At 71.2% G+C, this 24647-nt stretch carries 23 protein-coding genes; 9 read left to right on the plus strand and 14 right to left on the minus strand.

Going from position 1 to position 24647, the window contains the following annotated elements:
• The first annotated feature begins 50 nt into the window (after positions 1-50).
• Positions 51-728: a FadR/GntR family transcriptional regulator gene (locus OG429_RS10280; RefSeq protein WP_328924993.1), complete on the plus strand. Its 678-nt coding sequence runs from the start codon at positions 51-53 to the stop codon at positions 726-728.
• Positions 729-762: 34 nt separating this feature from the next.
• Here the strand turns inward: OG429_RS10280 and OG429_RS10285 are convergent, their stop codons facing one another.
• The 3 genes from OG429_RS10285 to fabG all read right to left on the minus strand — a co-directional run bounded on the left by OG429_RS10285 (position 763) and on the right by fabG (position 2900).
• The gene (locus OG429_RS10285; protein ID WP_405680109.1) at positions 763-1194 is read right to left on the minus strand and encodes a hypothetical protein; all 432 of its coding nucleotides are present in this window, start codon (positions 1192-1194) and stop codon (positions 763-765) included.
• Between the two features lie 210 nt (positions 1195-1404).
• Entirely contained in the window at positions 1405-2175 is a 771-nt protein-coding gene (fabI, locus tag OG429_RS10290; RefSeq protein ID WP_328924994.1) for an enoyl-ACP reductase FabI, read from the minus strand.
• 5 nt (positions 2176-2180) lie between these two features.
• Positions 2181-2900, minus strand: coding sequence for a 3-oxoacyl-[acyl-carrier-protein] reductase (fabG, locus tag OG429_RS10295; RefSeq protein WP_328924995.1), 720 nt, complete (start codon positions 2898-2900; stop codon positions 2181-2183).
• A gap of 145 nt (positions 2901-3045) precedes the next feature.
• Between fabG and OG429_RS10300 the strand changes: the two genes are divergently transcribed.
• The 3 genes from OG429_RS10300 to tyrS are packed head-to-tail and all read left to right on the plus strand — an operon-like array spanning position 3046 to position 7329.
• Positions 3046-4608 (plus strand): TldD/PmbA family protein, encoded by a 1563-nt coding sequence (locus tag OG429_RS10300; protein ID WP_405921241.1) that lies wholly within the window; start codon positions 3046-3048, stop codon positions 4606-4608.
• A complete protein-coding gene (locus OG429_RS10305; protein WP_328924997.1) occupies positions 4605-6008 on the plus strand; it encodes a metallopeptidase TldD-related protein in 1404 nt (467 codons plus the stop codon). The genes OG429_RS10300 and OG429_RS10305 overlap by 4 nt, the downstream gene beginning before the upstream one ends.
• A 52-nt stretch (positions 6009-6060) precedes the next feature.
• Positions 6061-7329: a tyrosine--tRNA ligase gene (gene tyrS, locus OG429_RS10310; protein ID WP_328924998.1), complete on the plus strand. Its 1269-nt coding sequence runs from the start codon at positions 6061-6063 to the stop codon at positions 7327-7329.
• A gap of 107 nt (positions 7330-7436) precedes the next feature.
• Here the strand turns inward: tyrS and OG429_RS10315 are convergent, their stop codons facing one another.
• Positions 7437-7712: a GlsB/YeaQ/YmgE family stress response membrane protein gene (locus OG429_RS10315; protein ID WP_328924999.1), complete on the minus strand. Its 276-nt coding sequence runs from the start codon at positions 7710-7712 to the stop codon at positions 7437-7439.
• A gap of 240 nt (positions 7713-7952) precedes the next feature.
• On the opposite strand from OG429_RS10315, the gene OG429_RS10320 reads away from it, so the two are divergent.
• On the plus strand, positions 7953-8231 hold the full coding sequence (locus OG429_RS10320) for a DUF3099 domain-containing protein (RefSeq protein WP_328930224.1): 279 nt from the start codon (positions 7953-7955) through the stop codon (positions 8229-8231).
• A gap of 133 nt (positions 8232-8364) precedes the next feature.
• Complete coding sequence (locus tag OG429_RS10325) at positions 8365-8604, plus strand: hypothetical protein (RefSeq protein ID WP_328925000.1); 240 nt, start codon at positions 8365-8367, stop codon at positions 8602-8604.
• Between the two features lie 61 nt (positions 8605-8665).
• Here OG429_RS10325 and moaA read toward each other — a convergent pair whose 3' ends face one another.
• The 3 genes from moaA to OG429_RS10340 all read right to left on the minus strand — a co-directional run bounded on the left by moaA (position 8666) and on the right by OG429_RS10340 (position 11811).
• Positions 8666-9655 carry a GTP 3',8-cyclase MoaA gene (gene moaA / locus OG429_RS10330; RefSeq protein ID WP_328925001.1) on the minus strand — a complete coding sequence of 330 codons (990 nt, stop codon included), beginning with the start codon at positions 9653-9655 and terminating at the stop codon, positions 8666-8668.
• A 165-nt stretch (positions 9656-9820) separates the two neighbouring features.
• Complete coding sequence (locus OG429_RS10335) at positions 9821-11449, minus strand: solute symporter family protein (RefSeq protein WP_328925002.1); 1629 nt, start codon at positions 11447-11449, stop codon at positions 9821-9823.
• Positions 11446-11811 (minus strand): DUF485 domain-containing protein, encoded by a 366-nt coding sequence (locus OG429_RS10340; protein WP_328925003.1) that lies wholly within the window; start codon positions 11809-11811, stop codon positions 11446-11448. The genes OG429_RS10335 and OG429_RS10340 overlap by 4 nt, the downstream gene beginning before the upstream one ends.
• Positions 11812-12068: 257 nt before the next feature.
• Here OG429_RS10340 and OG429_RS10345 point away from each other — a divergent pair, with 257 nt between their 5' ends.
• Positions 12069-13610 (plus strand): S8 family serine peptidase, encoded by a 1542-nt coding sequence (locus OG429_RS10345; protein WP_328925004.1) that lies wholly within the window; start codon positions 12069-12071, stop codon positions 13608-13610.
• 68 nt (positions 13611-13678) lie between these two features.
• Here the strand turns inward: OG429_RS10345 and OG429_RS10350 are convergent, their stop codons facing one another.
• The 3 genes from OG429_RS10350 to OG429_RS10360 form a co-directional block, all read right to left on the minus strand.
• Positions 13679-14722 carry a zinc-dependent alcohol dehydrogenase family protein gene (locus OG429_RS10350; protein ID WP_328925005.1) on the minus strand — a complete coding sequence of 348 codons (1044 nt, stop codon included), beginning with the start codon at positions 14720-14722 and terminating at the stop codon, positions 13679-13681.
• A 74-nt stretch (positions 14723-14796) separates the two neighbouring features.
• Entirely contained in the window at positions 14797-15471 is a 675-nt protein-coding gene (locus OG429_RS10355) for a lysoplasmalogenase (RefSeq protein WP_328925006.1), read from the minus strand.
• Positions 15468-16346, minus strand: a complete 879-nt coding sequence (locus OG429_RS10360) for a sterol desaturase family protein (protein ID WP_328925007.1) — start codon at positions 16344-16346, stop codon at positions 15468-15470. The genes OG429_RS10355 and OG429_RS10360 overlap by 4 nt, the downstream gene beginning before the upstream one ends.
• Before the next feature lie 113 nt (positions 16347-16459).
• Here OG429_RS10360 and OG429_RS10365 point away from each other — a divergent pair, with 113 nt between their 5' ends.
• Positions 16460-19564 (plus strand): NACHT domain-containing protein, encoded by a 3105-nt coding sequence (locus OG429_RS10365; RefSeq protein ID WP_328925008.1) that lies wholly within the window; start codon positions 16460-16462, stop codon positions 19562-19564.
• A gap of 25 nt (positions 19565-19589) precedes the next feature.
• Here the strand turns inward: OG429_RS10365 and OG429_RS10370 are convergent, their stop codons facing one another.
• From OG429_RS10370 to OG429_RS10385, 4 genes are read right to left on the minus strand one after another with little or no spacing between them, the layout of a single operon-like run.
• On the minus strand, positions 19590-20813 hold the full coding sequence (locus OG429_RS10370; protein ID WP_328925009.1) for an amidohydrolase family protein: 1224 nt from the start codon (positions 20811-20813) through the stop codon (positions 19590-19592).
• Positions 20810-22135 carry an amidohydrolase family protein gene (locus OG429_RS10375; RefSeq protein ID WP_328925010.1) on the minus strand — a complete coding sequence of 442 codons (1326 nt, stop codon included), beginning with the start codon at positions 22133-22135 and terminating at the stop codon, positions 20810-20812. The genes OG429_RS10370 and OG429_RS10375 overlap by 4 nt, the downstream gene beginning before the upstream one ends.
• 12 nt (positions 22136-22147) lie before the next feature.
• Positions 22148-23032, minus strand: coding sequence for an SDR family NAD(P)-dependent oxidoreductase (locus tag OG429_RS10380; RefSeq protein ID WP_328925011.1), 885 nt, complete (start codon positions 23030-23032; stop codon positions 22148-22150).
• A gap of 1 nt (position 23033) precedes the next feature.
• Entirely contained in the window at positions 23034-23831 is a 798-nt protein-coding gene (locus OG429_RS10385) for an acetoacetate decarboxylase family protein (RefSeq protein ID WP_328925012.1), read from the minus strand.
• Between the two features lie 125 nt (positions 23832-23956).
• On the opposite strand from OG429_RS10385, the gene OG429_RS10390 reads away from it, so the two are divergent.
• Positions 23957-24580 carry a TetR/AcrR family transcriptional regulator gene (locus OG429_RS10390; RefSeq protein WP_328925013.1) on the plus strand — a complete coding sequence of 208 codons (624 nt, stop codon included), beginning with the start codon at positions 23957-23959 and terminating at the stop codon, positions 24578-24580.
• The last annotated feature ends 67 nt before the right edge of the window (positions 24581-24647 follow it).

Genomic DNA, 24647 nt, shown 5'->3' on the forward strand with positions numbered 1-24647 from the left:
CATGGGATGATTGGTTGTCCAGTCGCCCTCAGTGGAACGAAGAGGAACACATGCCGCTGACCTCGCCACGGCGCTCCGCGCTCGTCGACCAGGTGATCACCCAGTTGCGGAACCAGATCACCTCCGGCGAGTGGCCGGTCGGCGCCCGCATCCCCACCGAGCCGGAGCTGGTGGAGCTGCTCGGCGTCGCCCGCAACACGGTGCGCGAAGCCGTGCGGGCGCTCGCGCACAACGGCCTGCTCGACATCCGGCAGGGCTCGGGTACGTACGTCATCGCCACCAGCGAGCTGGCCGGGGTGATGCACCGCCGTTTCGCCGGGGCCGAGCCGCGGCACATCGCGGAGCTGCGCTCGACCCTGGAGTCCTCGGCGGCCCGGCTGGCGGCGGAGCGGCGCACCGAGCGGGACCTCGTACAGCTGGACGCGCTGCTCACGCGGCGCGAGGAGGCCTGGGCGAGCGGGGACGCGGAGCTGTTCGTGGCGGCGGACGTGAGCCTGCACATGGCGGTGGTCACGGCCTCGCACAACGACGTGCTGGTCGAGCTGTACGCCGACCTCGGCGATCTCGTGGCGGACTGGCTGCGCGCGGACGTCGGGACCGAGCTGCACCCCTCCGCCCATCTGGACCACGCCCGGCTGATCGAGGCGATCCGGCGGGGCGACGGGGACGCGGCCGCCTCGGAGGCGGCGGGTTACCCCTTCGCCTGCCTCGGCAAGGGCACCGCCTGAGGAACGGGAGGAACGGCCGGGGCCGTCGGGGCGGTCACGGCCGCTGGTGGCTGACCCAGGCCGAGCGGACCTCCTTCCAGCAGCGGCTGACGAGTTCGACGCGTCCGGCCGGGCCGACGGCCACGGCCGCGCCGTCGCCGTCCACGTCCCACCAGCGGTCGCATTCGACGTGCAGCCGCACCAGGTCGGTCTGCGGGTAGCCGTTGTGGCAGTGCGCCGTCACCTGCGAGCCGTTGATCTCGGTGTCGCAGTCGGCGCCGAAGAGCTCCCGGGGGTCGGGCCGCGCGGGCTGTACGGGTGGTTCGGCGGGGATGTCGGCGAGGTCCACCACGGCGGGGGCGGCCGCCTCGGGGCCGTACGCCGATTCCTCGCCCGGGGACTGCGCGAGCGCACCGGGACCCAGGAGTCCGGTCAGGATCACCGAGGTGAACAGCAGCGATAGCGTTCGGCTCGGTCTCGCGCGCACTCCCGTACCTCCTCCCCGCCGGAGCCGGGAAGATCCCGACTCGGCCAGTTTGCAGGTATCTGTCCTGGTTTTCGACTCGGGAAGATCCGGTCGCACGGCGAACATCCGATCGAGTGCGGCGCCGCGGGCCGCTCCGTGACCCACGAGAACGGCGGCGGCCGCGCCTCCCGGAAGGGAGGCGCGGCCGCCGCCGTACGGAGTGGGGAGCCGTCAGGCACCCATCGCGTGCAGGCCGCCGTCCACGTGGACGATCTCGCCGGTGGTCTTCGGGAACCAGTCCGAGAGGAGGGCGACGACGCCCTTGCCCGCCGGCTCCGGGTCGCTCATGTCCCACTCCAGCATGGAGCGGGAGTTCCAGACGTCCGCCAGCTCCGAGAAGCCGGGGATGGACTTCGCGGCCATCGAGCCGATCGGGCCGGCCGAGACCAGGTTGCAGCGGATGTTCTCCTTGCCCAGGTCACGGGCGAGGTAGCGGCTGGTGGCCTCCAGCGCGGCCTTGGCCGGGCCCATCCAGTCGTACTGCGGCCAGGCGAACTGCGCGTCGAAGGTGAGGCCGACGACGGCCGCGCCCTCGTGCGGGAACAGCGGCTTGCAAGCCATGGTCAGCGACTTCAGCGAGAACGCCGAGACGTGCATGGCGGTGGCGACCGACTCGAACGGGGTGTTCAGGAAGTTGCCGCCGAGCGCGTCCTGCGGCGCGAAGCCGATGGAGTGCACGACGCCGTCGAGGCCGCCGAGCTCGTCGCGGACGAGGCCCTCCAGGCGGGCCAGGTGCTCGTCGTTGGTGACGTCGAGCTCGATCACCTTGACCGGCTTGGGTAGCTTCTTGGCGATGCGCTCGGTCAGCGTCGGGCGGGGGAACGCGGTCAGGATGACCTCGGCGCCCTGCTCCTGGGCCAGCTTGGCGGTGTGGAAAGCGATGGACGACTCCATCAGCACCCCGGTGATGAGGATGCGCTTGCCCTCGAGAATTCCGCTCATGGTGATCAGTGACCCATGCCCAATCCGCCGTCAACGGGAATGACGGCTCCGGTGATGTACGCGGCGTCGTCGGACGCCAGGAAGCTCACGGCTGCCGCGATCTCCTCGGGCTGCGCGTAACGGCCGAGCGGCACCTGGCCCACGATGCCCGCGCGCTGCTCGTCGGTGAGCACCTTAGTCATGTCCGTGTCGACGAAGCCGGGGGCGACCACGTTGAACGTGATGTTGCGCGAGCCCAGCTCACGGGCGAGTGAACGGGCGAAGCCGACCAGCGCGGCCTTGGAGGCGGCGTAGTTGGCCTGGCCCGCCGAGCCCAGCAGTCCGACGACCGAGGAGATCAGGACGACGCGGCCCTTCTTGGCACGGAGCATGCCACGGTTCGCGCGCTTGACCACCCGGAAGGTGCCGGTGAGGTTGGTGTCGACGACCGAGGAGAAGTCCTCCTCGGACATCCGCATCAGCAGAGTGTCCTTGGTGATGCCCGCGTTGGCCACGAGCACCTCGACCGCGCCGTGCGCGTCCTCGATCTGCTTGTAGGCCTGCTCCACCTGCTCGGAGTCGGTGATGTCGCAGCGGACGGCCAGGACGCCGAGCGAGGTCAGTGCCTCCGGCGGCTCGCCGGACCGGTACGTGATCGCGACCTTGTCTCCGGCCTCCGCGAAGGCACGGGCGATGGCGAGGCCGATGCCCCGGTTTCCTCCGGTGACGAGAACCGAGCGGCTCAACGGATCACCCTTTCGCTAGCGGTCTGAATACCAAAAACCTATAGGCCGCTCCCCTCGTACGGAGAATCGACCTCCGACAGGGCCTTGCGGCGGGCTCTGTCGAGTCCCTACAGAAAGATGTAGGCACAAGAGCCCTGAGCGCGACATGATCGAGGCGACCGGCCCCGACCCCGGGAGGACTTCCGTGCCCCATTCCATCGACGCGGCCTTCACCGCACTGCCCTTGCGGGCGCTCGCCGACGCGGCGCTCGCCCGGGCGCGCGCACTGGGCGCCGAGCATGCCGACTTCCGGCTGGAGCGGATCCGCAGCGCCTCCTGGCGGCTGCGGGACGCCAAGCCCTCCGGCGGGTCCGACACCACCGACCTCGGCTACGCGGTCCGCGTGGTGCACGGAGGCAGCTGGGGGTTCGCCTCCGGTGTGGACCTGACCATGGACGCCGCCGCCAAGGTGGCCTCGCAGGCCGTGGCCATGGCGAAGCTGTCGGCCCAGGTGATCAAGGCCGCGGGCTCCGACGAGCGGGTGGAACTGGCCGAGGAGCCGGTGCACTCGGAGCGGACCTGGATCTCTGCCTACGACGTGAACCCCTTCGAGGTTCCCGACGCGGACAAGGCGGCGCTGCTCGCCGACTGGAGCTCGCGGCTCCTGGCGGCCGACGGAGTCGCGCACGTGGACGCCTCGCTGCTCGCCGTGCACGAGAACAAGTTCTACGCCGACACCGCGGGCACCGCGACCACCCAGCAGCGGGTCCGGATCCACCCGCAGCTCACGGCCGTCGCCGTGAACGCCACCACCGGCGAGTTCGACTCCATGCGCACCATCGCCCCGCCGGCCGGGCGCGGCTGGGAGTACCTGACGGGCACCGGCTGGGACTGGAACGCCGAGCTGGAGCAGATCCCCGGCCTGCTCGCCGAGAAGATGCGGGCGCCGAGCGTGGAGGCCGGGCGCTACGACCTGGTGGTGGACCCGTCCAACCTGTGGCTCACCATCCACGAGTCCATCGGCCACGCCACGGAGCTCGACCGGGCACTGGGCTACGAGGCGGCGTACGCGGGGACCTCCTTCGCCACCTTCGACCAGCTCGGCAAGCTCAAGTACGGCTCCTCGATCATGAACGTGACGGGTGACCGCACCGCCGAACACGGGCTGGCCACGATCGGCTTCGACGACGAGGGCGTCGAGGCGCAGAGCTGGGACCTGGTCAAGGACGGCACGCTGGTCGGCTACCAGCTGGACCGGCGGATCGCGAAGCTGACCGGTCTCGGCCGCTCCAACGGTTGCGCGTACGCCGACTCCCCCGGGCACGTGCCCGTGCAGCGGATGGCGAACGTGTCGCTCCAGCCGGATCCGGGCGGTCTGTCCACCGAGGACCTCATCGGCGGGGTGGAGCGCGGCATCTACGTCGTCGGCGACCGCTCCTGGTCGATCGACATGCAGCGCTACAACTTCCAGTTCACCGGGCAGCGGTTCTTCCGCATCGAGAACGGCAAGCTGGCCGGGCAGCTGCGCGACGTCGCGTACCAGGCCACGACCACCGACTTCTGGGGCTCGATGGAGAAGGTCGGCGGCCCGCAGACCTACGTCCTGGGCGGCGCCTTCAACTGCGGCAAGGCCCAGCCGGGCCAGGTGGCCTCCGTCTCGCACGGCTGCCCGTCCGCGCTGTTCCGCGACGTGAACATCCTGAACACCACGCAGGAGGCCGGCCGATGAGCACCCCTTCGAACGGACGCACCAAGCCCCACGAGATCGTCGAGCGGGCCCTGGAGCTGTCCACCGCCGACGGCTGCGTCGTCATCGCCGACGAGGAGTCGAGCGCCAACCTGCGCTGGGCGGGCAACGCCCTGACGACGAACGGCGTCACCCGCGGCCGCACCCTCACCGTCATCGCCACGGTCGACGGCAAGGAGGGCACGGCCTCGGGGGTCGTCTCGCGCTCCGCCGTCACCGCCGCGGACCTGGAACCGCTGGTCCGGGCCGCCGAGGCGGCCGCGCGCGGGGCGGGTCCCGCCGAGGACGCCCAGCCGCTGGTGACGGGGACCCCGGCCTCGCCCGACTTCACGGACGCGCCCGCCGAGACCTCCTCGGCGGTGTTCGCGGACTTCGCGCCCGCCCTCGGCGAGGCCTTCGCCCGGGCCCGCGCGGGCGGCCGGGAGCTGTACGGCTTCGCCAACCACGAGCTGGTCTCCACGTACGTCGGCACCTCGACGGGCCTGCGGCTGCGCCACGACCAGCCCACGGGCACCCTGGAGCTCAACGCCAAGTCCCCCGACCGGCAGCGCTCGGCCTGGGCCGGCCGCGCGACCAGGGACTTCAAGGACGTGGACCCGACCGTGCTGGACGCGGAGCTGGCCGTGCGCCTGGGCTGGGCGGAGCGGAAGATCGAGCTGCCCGCCGGGCGGTACGAGACCCTGCTGCCGCCGACCGCCGTGGCCGATCTGCTGATCTACCAGATGTGGTCGGCGGCGGCCCGGGACGCGGTGGAGGGCCGTACGGTCTTCTCCAAGCCCGGGGGCGGCACCCGGATCGGCGAGAAGCTGTCGCAGCTCCCGCTGACCCTGCGCAGCGACCCGAACGCGCCGGGCCTGGAGTCCGCGCCGTTCGTGATCGCGCACAGCTCCGGGGACGACGCCTCGGTGTTCGACAACGGCCTGCCGGTCCCGTCCACCGAGTGGATCCGGGACGGGGAGCTGACCCGGCTGACCACGACCCGGCACACCTCCGGGCTGACCGGGCTGCCCCTCTCCCCCTCGTTCGGGAACCTGATCCTGGACGGGGGCGGCGACAAGTCGCTGGAGGAGATGGTGGCGGGCACCGAGAGGGGTCTGCTGCTGACCTGCCTCTGGTACATCCGCGAGGTCGACCCGGCCACCCTGCTACTCACGGGCCTGACCCGGGACGGCGTCTACCTGGTGGAGAACGGGCAGGTCGTCGGCGAGGTCAACAACTTCCGGTTCAACGAGTCCCCCGTGGACCTGCTGTCGCGGGCCACGGAGGCCGGCCGGACCGAGAAGACCCTGCCGCGCGAGTGGGGCGACTGGTTCACCCGGGCCTCGATGCCGGCGCTGCGCATCCGGGACTTCAACATGAGCTCGGTCAGCAAGGGGGTCTGACCCACCTAGACTGGGCTTTGTTTTTCCCTACACCAAAGGAGTCGAGAGAACCGTGACGGACATCGTCGACGAACTGAAGTGGCGCGGGCTCTTCGCCCAGTCCACCGACGAAGAAGCGCTGCGCAAGGCGTTCGCGGACGGTCCTGTCACGTTCTATTGCGGCTACGACCCGACCGCGGCCTCGCTGCACGTGGGGCACCTGGTGCAGGTGCTCACCATGCGCCGGCTCCAGCTGGCGGGGAACCGGCCGCTCGCGCTGGTCGGCGGGGCCACCGGCCAGATCGGTGACCCCCGCCCGACCGCCGAGCGCACCCTGAACGACCCCGCGGTCATCGCGGAATGGGTGAACCGGCTGCGCTCGCAGATCGAACCGTTCCTGTCCTTCGAGGGCGAGAACGCGGCGGTCCTGGTCAACAACCTGGACTGGACGGCGGGCATGTCCGCGATCGAGTTCCTGCGGGACATCGGCAAGCACTTCCGCGTCAACAAGATGCTGACGAAGGACTCGGTCGCCAAGCGGCTGGAGTCCGACCAGGGCATCAGCTACACGGAGTTCAGCTACCAGCTGCTCCAGGGCATGGACTTCCTGGAGCTCTACCGGCGCCACGGCTGCGTGCTCCAGCAGGGCGGCTCCGACCAGTGGGGCAACCTGACGGCCGGTCTCGACCTGATCCACCGGGTCGAGCCGGGCGCGGTCGTGCACGCGATGGCGACCCCGCTGATGGTCAAGGCGGACGGCACCAAGTTCGGCAAGACCGAGGGCGGGGCCGTCTGGCTGGACCCGGAGATGACCACACCGTACGCGTTCTACCAGTTCTGGCTGAACGTGGACGACCGGGACATCTCCACCTACATGCGGATCCTGTCCTTCCGGAGCCGTGAGGAGCTGGAGGCGCTGGAGGCGCAGACCGCCGAGCGGCCGCAGGCGCGCGCCGCGCAGCGGGCGCTGGCGGAGGAGCTGACCACGCTGGTGCACGGCGCCGGCCAATGTGCCGCCGTGATCGCCGCGTCGAAGGCGCTGTTCGGCCAGGGCGACCTGGCGGAGCTGGACGAGGCCACGCTGGCCGCGGCCCTGTCCGAGCTGCCGCACGCCCAGGTGACGGAGCTCGGCCTGGTCGTGGACCTGATGGCGGAGACCGGTCTCGTCGCGAGCAAGTCGGCCGGCCGCCGGACCGTGAAGGAGGGCGGGGCCTACGTGAACAACGCGAAGGTCACGGCCGAGGACGCGGTCCCCGCCGAGGAAGACCTGCTGCACGGGCGCTGGCTGGTGCTGCGCCGCGGCAAGAAGAGCCTGGCGGCGGTCGAGGTCACCGGCGCCTGACGCGTCGCCACACCGCACGGCACGCGTCGGAGGGGCCGGCCGGACATGGGTCCTGGCCGGCCCCTCCGGCATGCCGGGGGCCGGCCAGGGCGTGCTCGAAACACGCCCTAGGTTGTCTGTCGCTTGCCCCGGACCGCCCCGTAGGCCATGTCGCCGAGACCGACGATCAGGACCGCCCCGGCGAGCTGCAGCAAGTGCCGGGTCCAGTCGATGCCCCTGGTGTCCGCGACACCGATCCAGGAGGCAACGGCATTGCCGATGACGGCGCCGATGATGCCGAAGAGGGTGGTCAGCCAGAGGGGCTGGTGCTGCTTGCCCGGCAGGATGGCCCGGGCTATCAAGCCCAGCACGAAACCGACGATGATCGCCCACAACCAAGACATGTCGAGCCTCCTCCCGGCGCGTTGTGCGCACGTGCGCCCAGTGTCGACCCGTGCGGCGTAACGCGCATTTCGAACACTCCATTCGAGCGACACCCCCTCTCCTCGCGGTCCGGGCGGCCGCGTACGGTGGGAGAGTCCGGGCCGGGAAGCGTCCGGCGGGTGATCGGGTGGTGGACTGTGGAGCGGACGAAGCGACAGAAGCGGAACGGGGCCGAGGTCTTCCGGATCACCGGTGCGCGGATGGGGCTCGCCGAGGACGTGCGGGGCCGCCAGCGACGCTATGTGATCTCGATGGCCATCAGGACCCTGTCGGTCATCGCGACCGTGCTCTTGTGGAACGTGCAGCGCCCGGTGGCGATCGTGACGCTGATCGCGGGCGCACTGCTGCCCTACGTGGCCGTGGTCATCGCCAACGCGGGGCGCGAGTCGGCCCCCTCGCTGCCCTCACACTTCGTCCCGGCGCCCGTGAGGCCTGCGCTGGAGGCGGAAAACCTCAAGAAAACCTCAGATCAATCATGAAGTTCCAGTGCACCGTACCGGGTCCTGCGTGACATACTGCCTACGCGCTCCGCATCCCCCGTCGGAGCGACGGACCGACGCCGGGCAGCTCCCCCCGTGGCTGCTCGGCGTCGCCTTTCCGTAGGGTTGAGGCGTGACCTCCCCTGATACCGAAACCCCCGCATGCTCCGCCAAGGGCTGCCGCGACGCGGCCGTCTGGGTGCTGGCGTGGAACAACCCGAAGCTGCACACGCCGGAGCGGCGCAAGACCTGGCTGGCATGCGGGGAACACCGCGAACACCTCTCCCAGTTCCTGGGGGTCCGCGGTTTCCTCAAGGACGTCGTGAAGCTCGACGAGTGGGTGCAGCCGGAGGGCTCGGAGCGCGAGCGCTGACGGCTGGGCGCGCTGGCGCTGGGCGCTGGGGGCTGGGCGCCGCCCTCCGGAACGGAAGGCCCTAGCCGCCGATCGCCGACATCGGGCGGTCGGGCTGCAGGAAGGTCGGGTCGTCGAGACCGGACCCGGCCTTCTTGCCCCACATCGCCACCTTCCACAGCCGGGCGATCTCCTCGTCCGGGGCGCCCGAGCGCAGGGCGGCGCGCAGGTCCGATTCCTCGGTGGCGAACAGGCACGTACGCACCTGGCCGTCGGCCGTGAGCCGCGTACGGTCGCAGGCGCCGCAGAACGGGCGGGTGACGGAGGCGATGACACCGACGGTGGCCGGGCCGCCGTCGACCACCCAGCGCTCGGCCGGGGCGGAGCCGCGCTCGTCGGCGCCCTCCTCGGTGAGCGTGAAGCGGGTGCGCAGGGACTGCAGGATGTCACCGGCGGTGATCATGCCGTCCCGCTTCCAGCCGTGCTGGGCGTCGAGCGGCATCTGCTCGATGAAGCGGAGCTCGTACTCGTTCTCCACGGCCCAGGCGAGCAGGTCGGGGGCCTCGTCGTCGTTGAGTCCGGGCATGAGGACCGCGTTGACCTTGACGGGGGTGAGGCCGGCCTCGCGGGCCGCGGCCATGCCGTCTATGACGTCCTTGTGACGGTCGCGGCGGGTGAGGGTCTTGAAGACGTCGGGCCGCAGGGTGTCCAGGGAAACGTTCACCCTGTCCAGGCCGGCGGCCTTCAGGGCCTGCGCGGTGCGCTTGAGGCCGATGCCGTTGGTGGTCAGGGACATCTTGGGGCGGGGCTCCAGGGCCGCGCACTGCTCGACGATCCCGACCAGGCCGGGGCGGAGCAGCGGCTCGCCGCCGGTGAAGCGGACCTCGGTGATGCCGAGCTGGGTGACCGCGATGCGGATCAGCCGCACGATCTCCTCGTCGCTCAGCAGGTCGGACTTGCCGAGCCACTGCAGGCCCTCCTCGGGCATGCAGTAGGTGCAGCGCAGATTGCACCGGTCGGTGAGCGAGACGCGCAGGTCAGTTGCGACGCGGCCATATGTGTCGAGAAGCACTGTGGGCCCCCTCCCCTGTCCGGAGCTGTGGCGATTCGATAGATCGAGCCTACGCGACGCCTGTGTCATGAAGGGGTCCCCGAATGAACGAGACGTAACGCGGCCGCGTCGTAGGGAAGTACGACACGGCCACGCACAGTGTTCGGTCGCATGCGTAGAGCCCGCTCAGTGTGCCCCGGTTCCCGTGAGGGAGCGGACCTCCAGCTCCGCGAACTTCTGGGGGTCCGCCTCCTCCTTCGACAGGACGGTTCCGAGCCAGCCCAGCAGGAAGCCGAGCGGGATGGAGATGATGCCCGGGTTCTCCAGCGGGAACCAGTAGAAGTCGGCGTCCTTGAACATCGAGGTGGGCTTCCCGGACACCACCGGGGAGAACAGCACCAGGCCGACCGCGGCGATCAGGCCGCCGTAGATGGACCACAGCGCTCCCTGGGTGGTGAAGCGCTTCCAGAAGAGGCTGTAGAGGATCGTCGGCAGGTTGGCCGAGGCGGCGACCGCGAAGGCGAGGGCGACCAGGCCGGCGACGTTCAGGTCGCGGGCGAGGGCGCCCAGGCCGATGGCGACGGCCCCGATGACCACGGTTGACCAGCGGGCGGCACGCACCTCCTCCTGCTCGGTGGCCTTGCCCTTGCGGATGACGTTCACGTACAGGTCGTGCGCGAAGGACGAGGAGGAGGCGAGGGTGAGGCCCGCGACCACCGCGAGGATGGTGGCGAAGGCGACCGCGGAGATCACGGCGAGCAGGACGGCGCCGCCCGTGGAGCCCGCGCCGCCGCCGATCTCCTGGGCGAGCAGCGGGGCCGCGGTGTTGCCGGCCTTGTTGGACTTGATGATGTCGTCCCGGTTCAGCAGGGCGGCGGCTCCGAAGCCGAGGGCGATCGTCATCAGGTAGAACCCGCCGATGATGCCGATGGCCCAGTTCACGGACTTGCGGGCGGCCTTGGCGGTGGGGACCGTGTAGAAGCGGATCAGGATGTGCGGCAGGCCGGCGGTGCCCAGGACCAGCGCGAGGCCGAGCGAGATGAAGTCCAGCTTGGTCAGCGAGTCCTTGCCGTACTTCATCCCGGGCTCCAGGAACTTGGTGCCCTGTCCGCTGTTCTCGGCGGCCCTGCCCAGCAGGTCGGAGATGTTGAAGTTGAACTTCAGCAGCACCAGGAAGGTGATCAGCAGGGCGCCCGCGATCAGCAGGACGGCCTTGATCATCTGGACCCAGGTGGTGCCCTTCATGCCGCCGATGGTCACGTAGAGGATCATCAGGACGCCGACCAGGGCGACGACGGCGACCTTGCCGCCGTCGCTGGTGATCCCCAGGAGCAGCGAGACGAGCACGCCGGCACCGGCCATCTGGGCGAGCAGGTAGAAGATCGAGACCACGATGGTGGAGGTGCCGGCGGCGGTGCGGACGGGCCGCTGGCGCATCCGGTACGCGAGGACGTCGCCCATCGTGTAGCGGCCGGAGTTGCGCAGCGGCTCGGCGACGAGCAGCAGGGCGACCAGCCAGGCGACGAGGAAGCCGATGGAGTAGAGGAAGCCGTCGTAGCCGAAGAGGGCGATGGCGCCGGCGATGCCGAGGAAGGACGCGGCGGACATGTAGTCGCCGGAGATGGCCAGGCCGTTCTGGAAGCCGGTGAACTGGCGGCCGCCCGCGTAGAAGTCGGCGGCGTCCTTGGTCTGGCGGCCGGCCCAGATCGTGATGATCAGGGTGGCGACGACGAACAGGCCGAAGAGGGTGATGATCAGCGGGCGGTGCTCGGTGGCACCGGCCGCGACCGTCGTCAGGTGGAGCGAGCCGCTCATTCGCCGGCCTCCATCCTCGCCTTGATGGCGGCCGCCTTGGGGTCGAGCTTGGTGGCGGCGTGCCGCGAGTACAGCCAGGCGATCAGGAAGGTCGTCGCGAACTGGGCGAGGCCGAGCACGAGGGCGACGTTGATGTTGCCGAAGAGCTTGGTCCCCATGAAGCCGCCCGCGTAGCTGGACAGCAGTACGTAGAGCAGGTACCAGGCGATGAAGGCCACGGTCAGCGGGAAGGCGAAGGAACGGTAGGAGCTGCGCAGTTCGGCGAACTCGGCGCTCTGCTGGACGTGTCCGAAATCTTCGGCCGTGGGGACCGCCGGGGGCGTTCCCGCGCTGCCTGGCGGCGGCGCTGCTTCGGTGGTCACGGGGGGTTCTCCTTGCGATGCGGACGCGGTGGGGACGACGGACAAAACAACCTCCGTGTGGGGGACGGTGGTGCCGAGCCCCCCTGTCAACGGCACGGCCGGCGCGTCGGGACGGTTCAACACCCGCTGTTTCTTTAGAGACTGATTTCTCGAACTGATGGCGCAGAAGCGAACACCGGCACTAGGTTCCACATGTCATGAACCCGTCCGCCGTGACCACGGCCGGGCGGTTTTTTCAAGGATGATGTGGAGAACCCATGGCTCATCTGGGATCCGGCCGCCGGCGTGCTCTCGCCGTTCCGGTCGGCCTGGCGCTCACCGCCTCGCTCGCCTTCCTGCCCTCGGTCGCGGCCTCCGCCGCTCCGCTGGGCAACACGGCGGACGCGGCCACGGCCTCCAAGGCCGAGACCACCGGGCCCAAGCTGTCGTACGTGGCGAACCTGAACACGTACGCCACGGTGACGGCGGCGAAGAAGGCCATCGAGCGTGCCGGCGGCACGGTGGTGACGGCGCACGAGCAGATCGGCGTCATCGTCGCGCACTCCCAGAACCCGGAGTTCGCCAAGCAGCTGCGGGCCCAGCGCGGACTGTTCGTGTCCGTGGGCGCCACCCGGACGGCCCCTCTGAAGACGGTGCAGACCACCGAGGAGGGCACCACGCAGAAGCTCAGCGCGGCGGACGCCGCCAAGGCGGCGGCGGACGCGGCGCCGGGGCAGGAGCCGCTGGAGTCCAACCAGTGGGACCTCCGGGCGATCAAGGCCGACCAGGCTCACAAGATCAACGATGGCAGCCCCGACGTCACGGTGGGCATCATCGACACGGGTGTCGACGACACCCACCCCGATCTCGCCGCGAACTTCTCCAAGGAGCAGTCGGCCAACTGCGTCGGCGGTGTCCCGGACACCACCGAGGGCGCCTGGCGTCCGTACGCGGACGGCAGCGACCACGGCACGCACGTGGCCGGCACCATCGGCGCCCCGCGCAACGGCGTGGGCGTCAGCGGTGTCGCGCCCGGTGTGAAGCTCGCCGCGATCAAGGTGAGCGAGCCCGGGACCAGCCTGTTCTACACCGAGGCGGTCGTCTGCGGCTTCATGTTCGCCGCCGAGAAGGGGATCGAGGTGACCAACAACAGCTACTACGTCGACCCCTGGTACTTCAACTGCAAGACGGACGACGACCAGAAGGCGCTGGTGGAGGCCCTCACCCGGGCGAGCAACTACGCCCAGCGCAAGGGCGTGCTGAACGTCGCCGCGGCCGGCAACGAGAACTTCGACCTGGCGTCCGACTCGATCGTCGACGACACCAGCCCGAACGACACGACCCCGACGCCGCGCACGATAGACCCGCGCGTCTGCCTGGACGTGCCGACCCAGCTGCCGGGCGTGGTCACCGTGACCGCGACCGGTGACAAGGGCTTCAAGTCGTACTACTCCAGCTTCGGCCTGGGCGTGGCGGACGTCGCGGCCCCCGGCGGCGACAAGTGGCAGATACCGGCCACCCCGGACGCCAACGGCCGCGTGCTGTCCACCATCCCGGGCGGCTACGGCTACAAGCAGGGCACCTCGATGGCCACCCCGCACGTCGCGGGCGTCGCGGCCCTGCTCAAGAGCGCGCACCCGTCGGCCACGCCGGCGCAGCTCCAGGCGATGCTCAAGGGCCAGGCCACCAAGACGGCCTGCCCGGCCCAGGTCTACGACGCGACCGGCGCTCTGATCAACGCCACCACCTGCGTGAGCAAGTGGGGCCAGACCGGCTACTACGGCTACGGCGTGGTCGACGCGCTCAAGGCCGTGCAGTAACACCTGGCAGGCGTAGTACGCGAGAGGGCCGGGCGGGGGTCGTCCCCCGCCCGGCCCTCATCGCTCGTTCAGGGCTTGATCAGCACCTTGAGCGCGCTGCGGTCGTCCATCGCGCGGTAGCCGTCCGGGACCTCGTCCAGGGACACGGCCCGGTCGAAGACGGGCGACGGGTCGATCGCGCCACTGAGCACGTCGTCCAGCAGCTCCGGGATGTAGGCGCGGACGGGGGCCACGCCGCCGCGCAGGGTGATGTTGCGGTCGAACATGACGCCGAGGTCGAGGCCGGTGCCGCTGCCGTGCGGGACACCGACGTAGCCGACGGCCCCGCCGTCGCGGGTGATGTTCACGGCGGTGCGCATGGACTGCTCGGTGCCGACCGCCTCGATGACCGCGTGCGCGCCCCGGCCGCCGGTGAGCTCGCGCACGGCCGCCTCGGCGGCCTCGCCGCGCACGGCGACCACATCGGTGGCCCCGAAGAGCCGGGCTATGTCCGTACGGACGGTGTGGCGGCCCAGTGCGATGATCCGCTCGGCGCCCAGGCGCTTGGCGGCGAGGACGCCGCACAGGCCGACCGCGCCGTCACCGACGACGGCGACCGTGGAGCCCGGGCGCACCCCGGCGCCCAGGGCCGCGTGGTGCCCGGTGCCCATGACGTCGGAGAGCGCGAGCAGCCCGGTGAGCAGGTGGTCGTCGGAGGCGGCCTCGGCGGGCAGCTTGACCAGGGTGCCGTCGGCGTGCGGGACGCGGACGGCCTCGCCCTGGCCGCCGTCGTGGCCGACCGAGCCCCAGAAACCGCCGTGGTCGCAGGAGGTGAACAGACCCTCCTTGCAGTACTCGCAAGTGCCGTCCGACCACATGAAGGGCGCGACGACCAGGTCTCCGGCGCGCAGGCCGGACACGTCGGGGCCGGTCTCCTCGACGATGCCCAAGAACTCGTGGCCGATGCGCTGGCCGGGCTGGCGCTCGGCCTCGCCGCGGTAGGCCCACAGGTCGCTGCCGCAGATGCAGGCACGCAGGACGCGGACGACGGCGTCCCCGGGTCGCCGTATCGCGGCGTCCGGCACCTCCTCCACGCGTATGTCGTGCGGGGCGTGGATGACGGTGGCGCGCATGGTGGTGCTTCCCTCGTGTCGGCCGACCGGGTCGGTCGGTCTTGACTGTGCTGCCCTTGTGGGGCCGGCCTACCTTACGCCTGTTCGCGGGCCGGGCTGCCCGTGGCCAGCAGGTACTGGGCGGCCGCGTAGGTGGCCATGATCCAGAAGTCCGGGCGGGGAAGCTGGGGCCAGTCGGCGACGCCGGTGGCGATGAGGGTGTCCGACAGCAGGAACAGCGCCCCGCCCACCCCGGCCCGCAGGCCGAAGGCACTTGAGCGGTAGGCCATGGCGGCCAGGAGCAGGCTGTACCCGGCGACGGGGATGCGCAGGTCGGCGGGGAGGTCTCCCCAGAGCAGCGCGACGGTCCCCAGGAGCGCGAGCCCGTACCCGCCGCCGAGCAGGGCGTTGGTGCCGCGCCGGCCGAAGAGCACGAGGTAGCAGACGTGCCCGGCGGCGAAGGAGCCCATGCCGATCAGGAAGGCGGGCTCGGCGTCGAAGAGCAGGGCGAGGTCCCCGCCCCAGCCGAAGAGCAGGGCGGCGACCAGCAGGCGGGGGGCGCCGCGGGTGATCACGTACGCCACCAGCAGCGGCATCAGCAGCGGCTTCGCGAGGACGTGCCCGAGGTGCCAGCCGGCGAGCAGCGAGCCGAGGTCGGCGGCGGTGGCCGCGGCGAAGGCGCCGAGCAGTACCCGGCCGGCGAGGCCGCCGCCGGCGGCGGTCGCGGTGCGGGCCGCCCACGACGGCGTACGGGACTCGGTAGCGCTCACGCGGCGTGCTCCGGTGCGGTGGCCGGCTGGGCTGCCTGGGCCGCCGGGGCGGGCTGCCAGCCGGGGCCGCCGAAGACCCGTCCGGCGCGCTCGCGCCAGCTCGTGGCGGCCCGGACGTCGCGGGCGATGGCGGCGTACTCGTGGGTGGCCACGCGCAGCGGGTTGTAGGTGTTGATGTCCTTCGTCAGACCGAAGACGGGCTTGTCGGTCTCCCCCACCCAGGAGCCGAACATCCGGTCCCAGATGATCAGGATCCCGGCGAAGTTGCGGTCCAGGTAGCCGCCCTGGGAGGCGTGGTGGACGCGGTGGTGGGAGGGGGTGTTGAAGACGTACTCGACGGGCCGCGGCAGCTTGTCGATCCGCTCGGTGTGGATCCAGAACTGGTAGACGAGGTTGACCGAGTAGCAGAAGGCGACGGCGGCGGGGTGCACGCCGAGCGCGATCATCGGCAGGTAGAACGGCCAGGAGGTGGCGCTGGTCCACGGCTGGCGCAGGGCGGTGGTGAGGTTGAACTTGCGGCTGCTGTGGTGAACGACGTGGCAAGCCCACAGGACGCGGATGACGTGGTGGCCGCGGTGCTGCCAGTAGTAGAGGAAGTCCTGCGCGAGCAGCATCAGCAGGACGGTCCACCACAGGACGGGCACGCGCAGGGGCGTCAGCTCGTAGACGGCGGTGTAGATCGCGACGACGGGGATCTTCCAGAGGAAGTCGAAGACGAGGCTGCCGATTCCCATGCCGAGGCTGGTGACGGCGTCCTTGGTCTCGTACCCGGCGGCGTCCTCGTCGGGATGGATGCGGTAGCTCACCATCTCCAGGACGGTGAGCAGCACGAAGGCCGGTATGGACCACAGCACGACATCGGGCAGGTTCGGCATGTCCGCACCATAGAGGCGGCTCCGGGGGTGCCGCTAGAGGTTGTTACCGATCGGTATCCATCTGGGTTACCGCGGGTTCGCGAGATGATGTCCGAGCAAGGAGAGGGTGGGGGATGACGGGATTCGAGACGGTTCTCTTACGGGTGGCGGGGACGGCGGCGGGCGCGCTGGTCAAGTCCCTCCTGGCCCGGGCCCCGGGGGCGGGCCTGGTGGCCGATCCGGCCGCCCCGGCGGGGCGCTGGCGCAAGCCGCCGACGGAGCTGGGCGCGGCGGAGATCCGCCGCCTGACGGAGGTTCTGGCCGCCCGGCTGGGCCCGGCCTGCGTGGGACTCCCGGAGCACGAACGCCTGGCGGCGGTGACGGCGGTCGGCGACACTTTCGCGGCGCTGGGCGACCTGGACGCGCAGACCCTGTTCGCCGCGGACCTCGACCCGGCGGCCCTGGCCGCGGCCCTGCCGGCTCCCCCTCCGGGGCTGAGCGAGGCCGCCGACGCCCTGTACCGGCGGCTGGTCGCCCTGTGCTGCGCGCACGTGGTGGAGTACGCGACGACCCTGCCGGGCTTCGGGGCCCGGGCGGACGTGGAACTGGTCCGCCGGACGGGGCAGTTGACACGCTCCTTGGACCGCCTGCACCACGCGGGAGACGGTTCGGCCCACGCCTTCGAGGAGCGCTACGCCGAGTACATCGCCCGCACCCACGGCCGCCTCCAGCTCTTCGGCCTCACCCTCAGCCGGTCCCGGCCGGAGTGGCCGCTGGACCTGGCCTACATCAGCCTCGCCGTGAGCGGCGCCCGGTCACCGGGTGAAGCACCGGAACCGCACCGGACCTCGGTCGATGTGAAGCAGGCGCTGCGCGGAACGGACCGGGTGCTGCTGCGCGGCCCGGCGGGGTCGGGGAAGAGCACTTTGATCCAGTGGCTGGCGCTGAACGCGGCCCGGCGCAGCTTCGGTCCGGAGCTGAGCGAGCTGAACGCCTGCGTGCCGTTCGTCCTGCAGCTGCGCTCCCTGCGTTCCCGGGAAGCGGCACCGATGCCGGAGGAGTTCCTGCGCACGGCGGGTGTCCCCCTGCACGGCGAGGCGCCGGCGGGCTGGGCCTCCGCCCTCATGCGGAGCGGTCGGGCGCTGGTCCTGGTCGACGGGGTGGACGAAGTGCCCCAGCACCTGCGCAACCAGACCGAGGCCTGGCTGTGGTCCCTGCTCGGGGCATACCCGCAGGCCCGGTACATCGTGACGACCCGGCCGTCGGCGGTCCCGGAGGACTGGCTCTCGGGCCACGGATTCTCGCGCACCACGCTGCTCCCGATGGAGCGCAAGGAGGTCCGGACGTTCGTGAGCCACTGGCACGACGCGGCGCGCGCCGACTGCCACTCCCCGGACGAACTGGCCCAGTTGGACCGGTACGAGGAGTCGCTCGGCCAGGCGGTGGACTCGCGCCGCGACCTCGGCCGGCTGGCCACCAACCCCCTGATGTGCGCGCTGCTCTGCGCCCTGAACCGGGACCGGCACACGCACCTGCCCCGCGCGCGCAAGGAACTGTACGACGCGGCCCTCGACATGCTGCTGGTCCGACGCGACAACGAGCGGGAGATCAGTGGCGTGGAGGGGGTGGATCTCACCCGGGACGAGCAGACCCTCCTGCTCCAGCGGCTCGCCTACTGGCTGATCCGCAACGAGCACCTCGAAGCGGACCGCGACGAAGCCGTGGCGATGGTCGCCGCATGGCTGGACTCGATGCCGCGCGTACGGGCGCAGGGCACCGCCCAGCAGGTGTTCAACCACCTCCTGATCCGCAGCGGCCTGCTGATCGAGCCCGTCCCCGGAGCCGTGCAGTTCGTGCACCGGACCTTCCGGGACTACCTCGGCGCCAAGGCCGCGGTGGAGGCCCGGGACTTCGGCGTCCTGGTCCGCCACGCGCACGAGGACACCTGGGACGACGTGGTCCGCATGGCCGTGGGCCACGCACGGCCCGACGAACGGGCCCGGCTGCTCCGCCAGCTGCTGCGCCGTGCCGACAAGGTCACGAGCCGTCGCAATCGGCTGGTGCTCCTGGCCGCCGCCTGCCTGGAGCACGCGCCGGAGCTGGACCCGGAGGTCTGGAACGAGGTCCGGGCGCGCACCGCGGAGCTGCTGCCCCCGCGCGGTCCCGACCAGGCCGAGGAGCTGGCCAAGGCGGGCGAGATGGTACTGGAACTGCTGCCCGAGCCGGCGGGCCTGAGCGAGGCCCAGGCGCAGGCGACCGTCCGCACGGCCGCACTCGTCGGCGGGGACCGGGCGCTCCAGGTCATCGCCGCGTTCCGGGGGGACGACCGGTACGAGGTGGGCCATGAACTGTCCGACGCCTGGGGCCGGTTCCCCACGGCGGACTACGCGGACGCGGTGCTGGCCGGCGCCCCGATGCGCACGACGCACCTGCACATCCGCACCCCCGGGCAGCTGGCGGCGTTCGCCGGGCTTCCGCACATCCGCCGCGTCTACCTCACCTCGGACAACGGCATCCCCCGGGAGATCACCGAGCGGCGGGACCTGGAGTGGCTGGTCGTGGAGCACAATCCGGGCGTGGCCGACCTCTCGGTGCTGTCGGGTCACCGCGCGCTGCGCCACCTCGGAGTCTTCGACTGCCCGGGGGTGACCAGCATCGAGCCGGTCGCCGAGCTCACCGCGGACAGCCTCGCCTTCGGGTACGTACAGAACGGGCTGTCGCTGGCTCCCCTGGCCGGCATACCAGGGCTGCGGTCGCTGGTCATCGGCTTCGAGCCGAAGGAGCGGCACATCGGGGACGTCCCGGCAGCGGAGGGGCTGACCAAGCTGACCCTGTGGCAGGGTGCGCGGGGACTCTCCCTCGACGGGCTGGAGCGCTGGCCCGCGCTGACCTCCCTCGCCATCGCCGGGGACTGGCAGTACGGGCAGTTCGTGGGGCGGCGGCCACTCACCGGACTGACCTCGCTGCAGATCCGGTACACCGCGCCGGTGGAGGTGGCCCACCTGCTCCCGTACCGGCGGCTCACCGAGCTGATGCTGCTGCGCTGCGGGCTCGCCGGCGGTCTGGAGCAGCTGCGGGAACTGCCGGGACTGACCCGGCTGCGGATCGCCGAATGCGCGGGGACCGTGGACGTCGCTCCCCTGGCAGGGCTGGACCACCTGCGGCTGGAGCTCGACCGGCGCACCGCCTTCACCGGGACGGAGCGGATCGCGCCGGAGCGGCTCACCTTCTTCTCGTGAGCCGCTCCGGCGGACAGCCGGGGTGTCACCAGACGCGGACCGAGCCGCCGCGGGCGAAGGCCGGGCTCGTGGCCTGTGGCGGGATGGCCGTCAGGGGCTCCGCGATCTCCGAGACCAGGGGGCCGTGCTTGGAAGCCACCGCGTCCAGGAGCGGGAGGTCGAAGCCGTAGACGCGGGCGGCGTTGCCGCCGATCATCGCGGCGACCTCCTCCCTCGGGAGGCCCGCGTAGGCGATGCGGAGGCCTTCGCGGGAGAAGGGGGTGGTGCCCTCGTCGTGGGGGTAGTCGCTGCCCCACATGATCTTGTCCAGGCCGATCCGCTCCCGCAGCGGGACCTCGTGGGGCCGCATGAAGCTCGCTCCCACGAAGCAGTTGTCCCGCCAGACCTCGCTCGGGCCCTTGCCCATCGCGTCCGCCAGGCCCGCCCCGAACTTGGACTCGGCCGTGCCCGAAGCCGCGACCAGGCGGCCGTGGTAGTAGTCCAGCATCTCCATCACGCCCGGGATCCAGCCGGAGCCCTGCTCCGTCAGGACCAGCTTGAGGCCCGGGTGGCGGCGGAAGGCGCCGCCGAAGATGAGGTGCCACAGGGCGCGGTGCGAGAACCAGGTCGTCTCCACCATGAAGACCGCGCGGGCCGCCGGTTCGTCGCCGAGCGGCGGCGACGCGGAGCCGCCGTGGTGGTTGACCGGGACGTCCAGCTCGTCGCAGACCGCCCAGATCGGGTCGTACGCCTCCGAGTAGAGCTCGGGGACGGTGGAGCCGGGCGGGACTCCTGGCAGCAGGATGCCGCCCGTGAGGCCGGCTTCGCGGGTGCGGCGGATCTCCGCGACCGCCGCGTCCACGTCGTTGAGGAGGATCTGGACCACGCCCGCGCGCCGCCCCGGCGCGTCCGCGCAGAAGTCGGCCAGCCAGCGGTTGTGGGCCTGCAGCCCCGCCCAGCGCATCGCGTACTCCGAGGCCGTCGGGGGCTGCGCCATCAGGGAGGCCTTGGGGAAGAACGGCGGGATGGTGTTCGGGAAGAGGACTTCCGCGACGATGCCGTCCGCCTCCAGTTCGGACAGGCGGCGCTGGGAGTTCCAGTTGCGGTCCGCCGTGTCCGCGAGGAGGTCCTCGTACGGGTTCACGTACGAGGCGGCCCAGGCGTCGAACTCCTCGTGGTACCGCTTCTCCAGGTACGGCCTGTAGTCCAGCAGGTCGGCGCCCGCGTGGCAGTCCGCCGAGATGACCGTGTAGCGGTCCTCGGGCGTCATGAGTTCACCCCCAGCACCGGGAAGTCGCTGTCCGTCAGCCAGTGCCGGCCCACCTCGCGCGAGCGCGCCCAGGACGCCTCCACCGCCGCCTGGTCCGGGGACTGGCCCAGCTCCGCCGGGGTGGGGCCGATCCGGCGGGCGATCGGGGCGAGCTTCTCGGTGTCGAAGCCGAAGACCTCGGCCGCCGCCAGGCCCAGCATCCGGCGGGCCTCGGTGACCGGGATGTCGTGGAAGGTCTTCTTCAGCCAGGCGCGGGTGGCCGGCCAGGTGCCCTCGGGGTGCGGGAAGTCCGAGCCCCACAGGATGTTGTCGACGCCGATCTCGTAGCGCTGGGCCAGTTCCCGGCGCTTGGTGTTCGTCGCGCAGATGAAGACCTGCCGGTCCAGGTACTCGCTCGGCGGCCGCTTCAGCTCCTCGAAGGGGGACAGCTTCTTGCCGCCGTGCGCGCCGAGGTAGAGCCGGTCCATGAACCACAGCTGGTTGGGGAGCCACCAGCAGCCCGATTCCGCCACGCCGAACTTGAGGCCCGGGTGCCGCTCGAAGACCCCGGACCAGAGCAGGAACCACAGCGGGCGGGCCGGCCACCAGGTGACCTCGGAGACGAAGATGCCGAGGTGGTCCCCGTACTCGTGGCGCGGCGAGGAACCGGAGTGGGTGACGATCGGCATCGCGGTCTCGGCCGCCGCCGCCCAGACGGGGTCGTAGCGGCGGTCGTGGTAGGGCGCCTTGTCCACCCACATCGCGGGGATCATCAGCGCGCCCAGCCCGGACTCCTTGGCCCGGTGGATCTCGGCGACCACCTTCGACGGCTCGCCGGTGATGGGGAGCAGGGCGACCCCGCAGTGGCGCTCGGGATGCTCCGAGACGAACTCCGCGAGCCACCGGTTGTGCGCCTGCGCGCCCGCCATGCCGAGCTCGGGGTCCTGGTCGCCGGAGAGGCCGAGGCCCACTCCGAAGGGGGCCGCGGTCTGGCTGTCGACGGCGTCCGCGTCGGGGAAGACGACCTCGGCGGCCACGCCGTCGCCGTCGAGCTCCTTCAGCCGCTGCGCCGTGTCCCAGCCGCCCTTGAGGCCCTCCTCGTGGTCGTGGAACCACTTCTCGGCGAACGCCTCGTTGCGGACGCCCAGTCGGGTGGCCTCCGCGCGACGGGCGTCGCGCTCCCCGAGGAACTCGTCGAACTGGGGGTGGAACGCGCTGTCCAGGTAGGGGCGGTACTGCTCGGTCGGCAGGCCCGCGTGACAGTCGGAGGAGATGATGAGGTACGGGTCCTCGTACCGGTCTTCGTGCCGGTCTTCGTGCCGGTCTTCGCGCGTGTGACTCACTGCAGACGCCCCTCAGTCGAGGATGAAGCTTTCCAGGTAGGCGGGGTTGGCCCGGTCGAGCATCGACTGCGACCGGGCGCGGATCTGCCGGTCGCTGTGCTCGCTGGCCGGGAGCATCCAGAAGCGGTCGGCGCGGATGCCGTCGACGACGTGCTCGGCGACCTCCTCGACGGGCGTGAAGTTCACCTCGTGGCCGGCCTTCTTCATGGCTGCTTCGTACTGGTCGAGGCTGCGGTACGGGGACTTGCGCGGCCGCTCCTTCGCGTACCGCTCGGGCCGGTTGCGGTGCGATTCCCACAGCCCGGTGCGCAGCATGTGCGGTCCGGGGAAGAGGACGGAGGCGCCGACGGCCGCGCCCTCCGCCTTGAGGTGCGCGTAGAGGGACTCGGTCATCGTCACCACGGCGGCCTTGGTGACGGCGTACACGGAGGCGGTGGGCAGCGGGGCGATGCCGCCGTCGCCGGAGGAGGTGTTGACGACGTGGCCGGGAGCGCCTGACGCGATCATGCGGGGGACGAAGGCCTGGATGCCGTGGAAGACGCCCCACACGTTGACGGAGAACGCCCATTTCCAGTCGTTGGGCTCGTGCTCCCACATGCGGCCCTCGGCGCCGGAGCCCACGCCCGCGTTGTTGCACAGCACGTGCACGGCGCCGAAGCCCTCGTACGCGGCGTCGGCCAGCGAGAGCACCGAGTCGCGGTCGCTGACGTCCACGGTCCGGGCGAGGACGTCGGCGCCGTCGGCGGCGAGTTCCTCGGCGGCCTTGCGCAGGGCGCCCTCCTCCACGTCGGCGAGGACGACCTTCAGCCCCTCGGCGGCGAAGCGGCGGGCCATCGCGAGGCCGATGCCGCTGGCAGCGCCGGTGACGACGGCCACCTGTCCTGGTTCGAGTCGCATGTCACACACTCCCCTCGGGCGGCCCGTCCAGGATCTGCATCGGGTCGTCGTAGCGCTGGTGGATGTACGGGAGCAGGGCCTCGGCGCTGACCCGCTCGACGACCTTGCCCGTCTGGTCGGTGGTCTTCTCGCCGATGGTGATCTCCACGATCCGGCGTACGGGCAGATCGGCCACGGGGTCGAACATCGACTCGCGGAGCACCACGTCACCGGTGATGTGCTCCAGCTTGCGGACCTTCTCGTTGCGCGTGCAGTGGACGAGCACCGGGTCCGCGTCGAAGCCCGAACCGTCCACAGCCGGCAGGAACTTGAAGTAGAAGTCGGTCTTCCGGGTGGGCTCCGGCAGCGGCAGTTCGCGGTCCACCGCCCCGCGCACCTCCACGAAGGCGATCCCGTGCCGGGCGAGGGCGGCCCGTACGACGAGCCCCTCGCGCTCGACGGTGATCTCGCCCAGCTTCTTCGGCTCGCCGAACACCTCACGGCCACCGGTCAGGGCGCGTTCGAGGCTCATCGGCATGACCAGCGGGTACCAGCCCTCGACCCCGCCGTGCTGCGCGGCGACGGCCACCGAACCGGCCCCGAGCGGGTATCCGGGCAGGTCGACCTTGCTGATGTTGGCCCGTACGAGGGGCCGCTCGGCCGGCTTGAGCGGCGGCGGCAGGACCGCCGCCACCACGTCCGGGTCGGTCTCCCAGACGGCCACCACACCGGTGGACCAGATGTCGGGGAGATTGGAGCTCTTCTCGCGCGACGCCGCGATCTCGGCCTCGGTCCGCGCTCCGTACCGTACGCGTGCCATGTATCGCACCACCCTCGTCTTGAGCGGAGTCGGTTCTGTAACACAGTTACACTGCCACCGATGAAGGGTAAAGACCCCTGCACGCACGAGAACTGACGAATCGACAGATTGGTGGGCCGGATCACATGGCCAGAAGCACGCTGACCCGCCCGGAGGTGCTCGACGCCGCCGCGACCCTGGTCAAGCAGCACGGTCCCGCCGCCCTGACCATGCGCAAGCTCGCCGCCGAACTGGGCACCGCGGTGACCTCCATCTACTGGCACGTCGGCAACCGCGAGCAGCTGCTCGACGCTCTCGTGGAGCGGACCGTGGAGGAGATGGGCGCGATAGAGCCCGTCGGCCGCACCCCCGGCGACCGGATCCTGTCGGTGGCCCGGACCCTGCGCCGCGACTTGCGCGAGCGCCCGCACCTGATCGCGATGGTCCACGAACGCGGCCTCACCGACCGGATGTTCCTGCCCGCGCAGCAGGCCCTCGTGCACGAGGTGCACGCCGCGGGACTGCGCGGCACGCGGGCGGCCGACGCGGTGCGCGCGATCCAGTTCCAGATCGTCGGCTTCCTGCTCGTCGAGCGCAACCGCGAACGCTCTCCCGCCCAGTCCCCCGCCGAGAGCGACCTCTGGGACCCGGCCGCGGCCCCGAACGACCCGGCGCTGGCCCGCGCCCTGGGCCGGCCGGCGGATCCGGAGCGGCTGTTCCTGCTGTCCGTGCAGGCCCTGACGGCCGCACTGCTGAAACCGCGCGGCTAATCGGATTGCCCCGGCGCTTCGGCCCGTGATGGGATCGGCTGTGCGGGGGCGGCTCCCCGGCGTGCAT

Origin of the sequence: Streptomyces sp. NBC_00190 (genome assembly GCF_036203305.1) — a bacterium.
Lineage (GTDB): Bacteria > Actinomycetota > Actinomycetes > Streptomycetales > Streptomycetaceae > Streptomyces.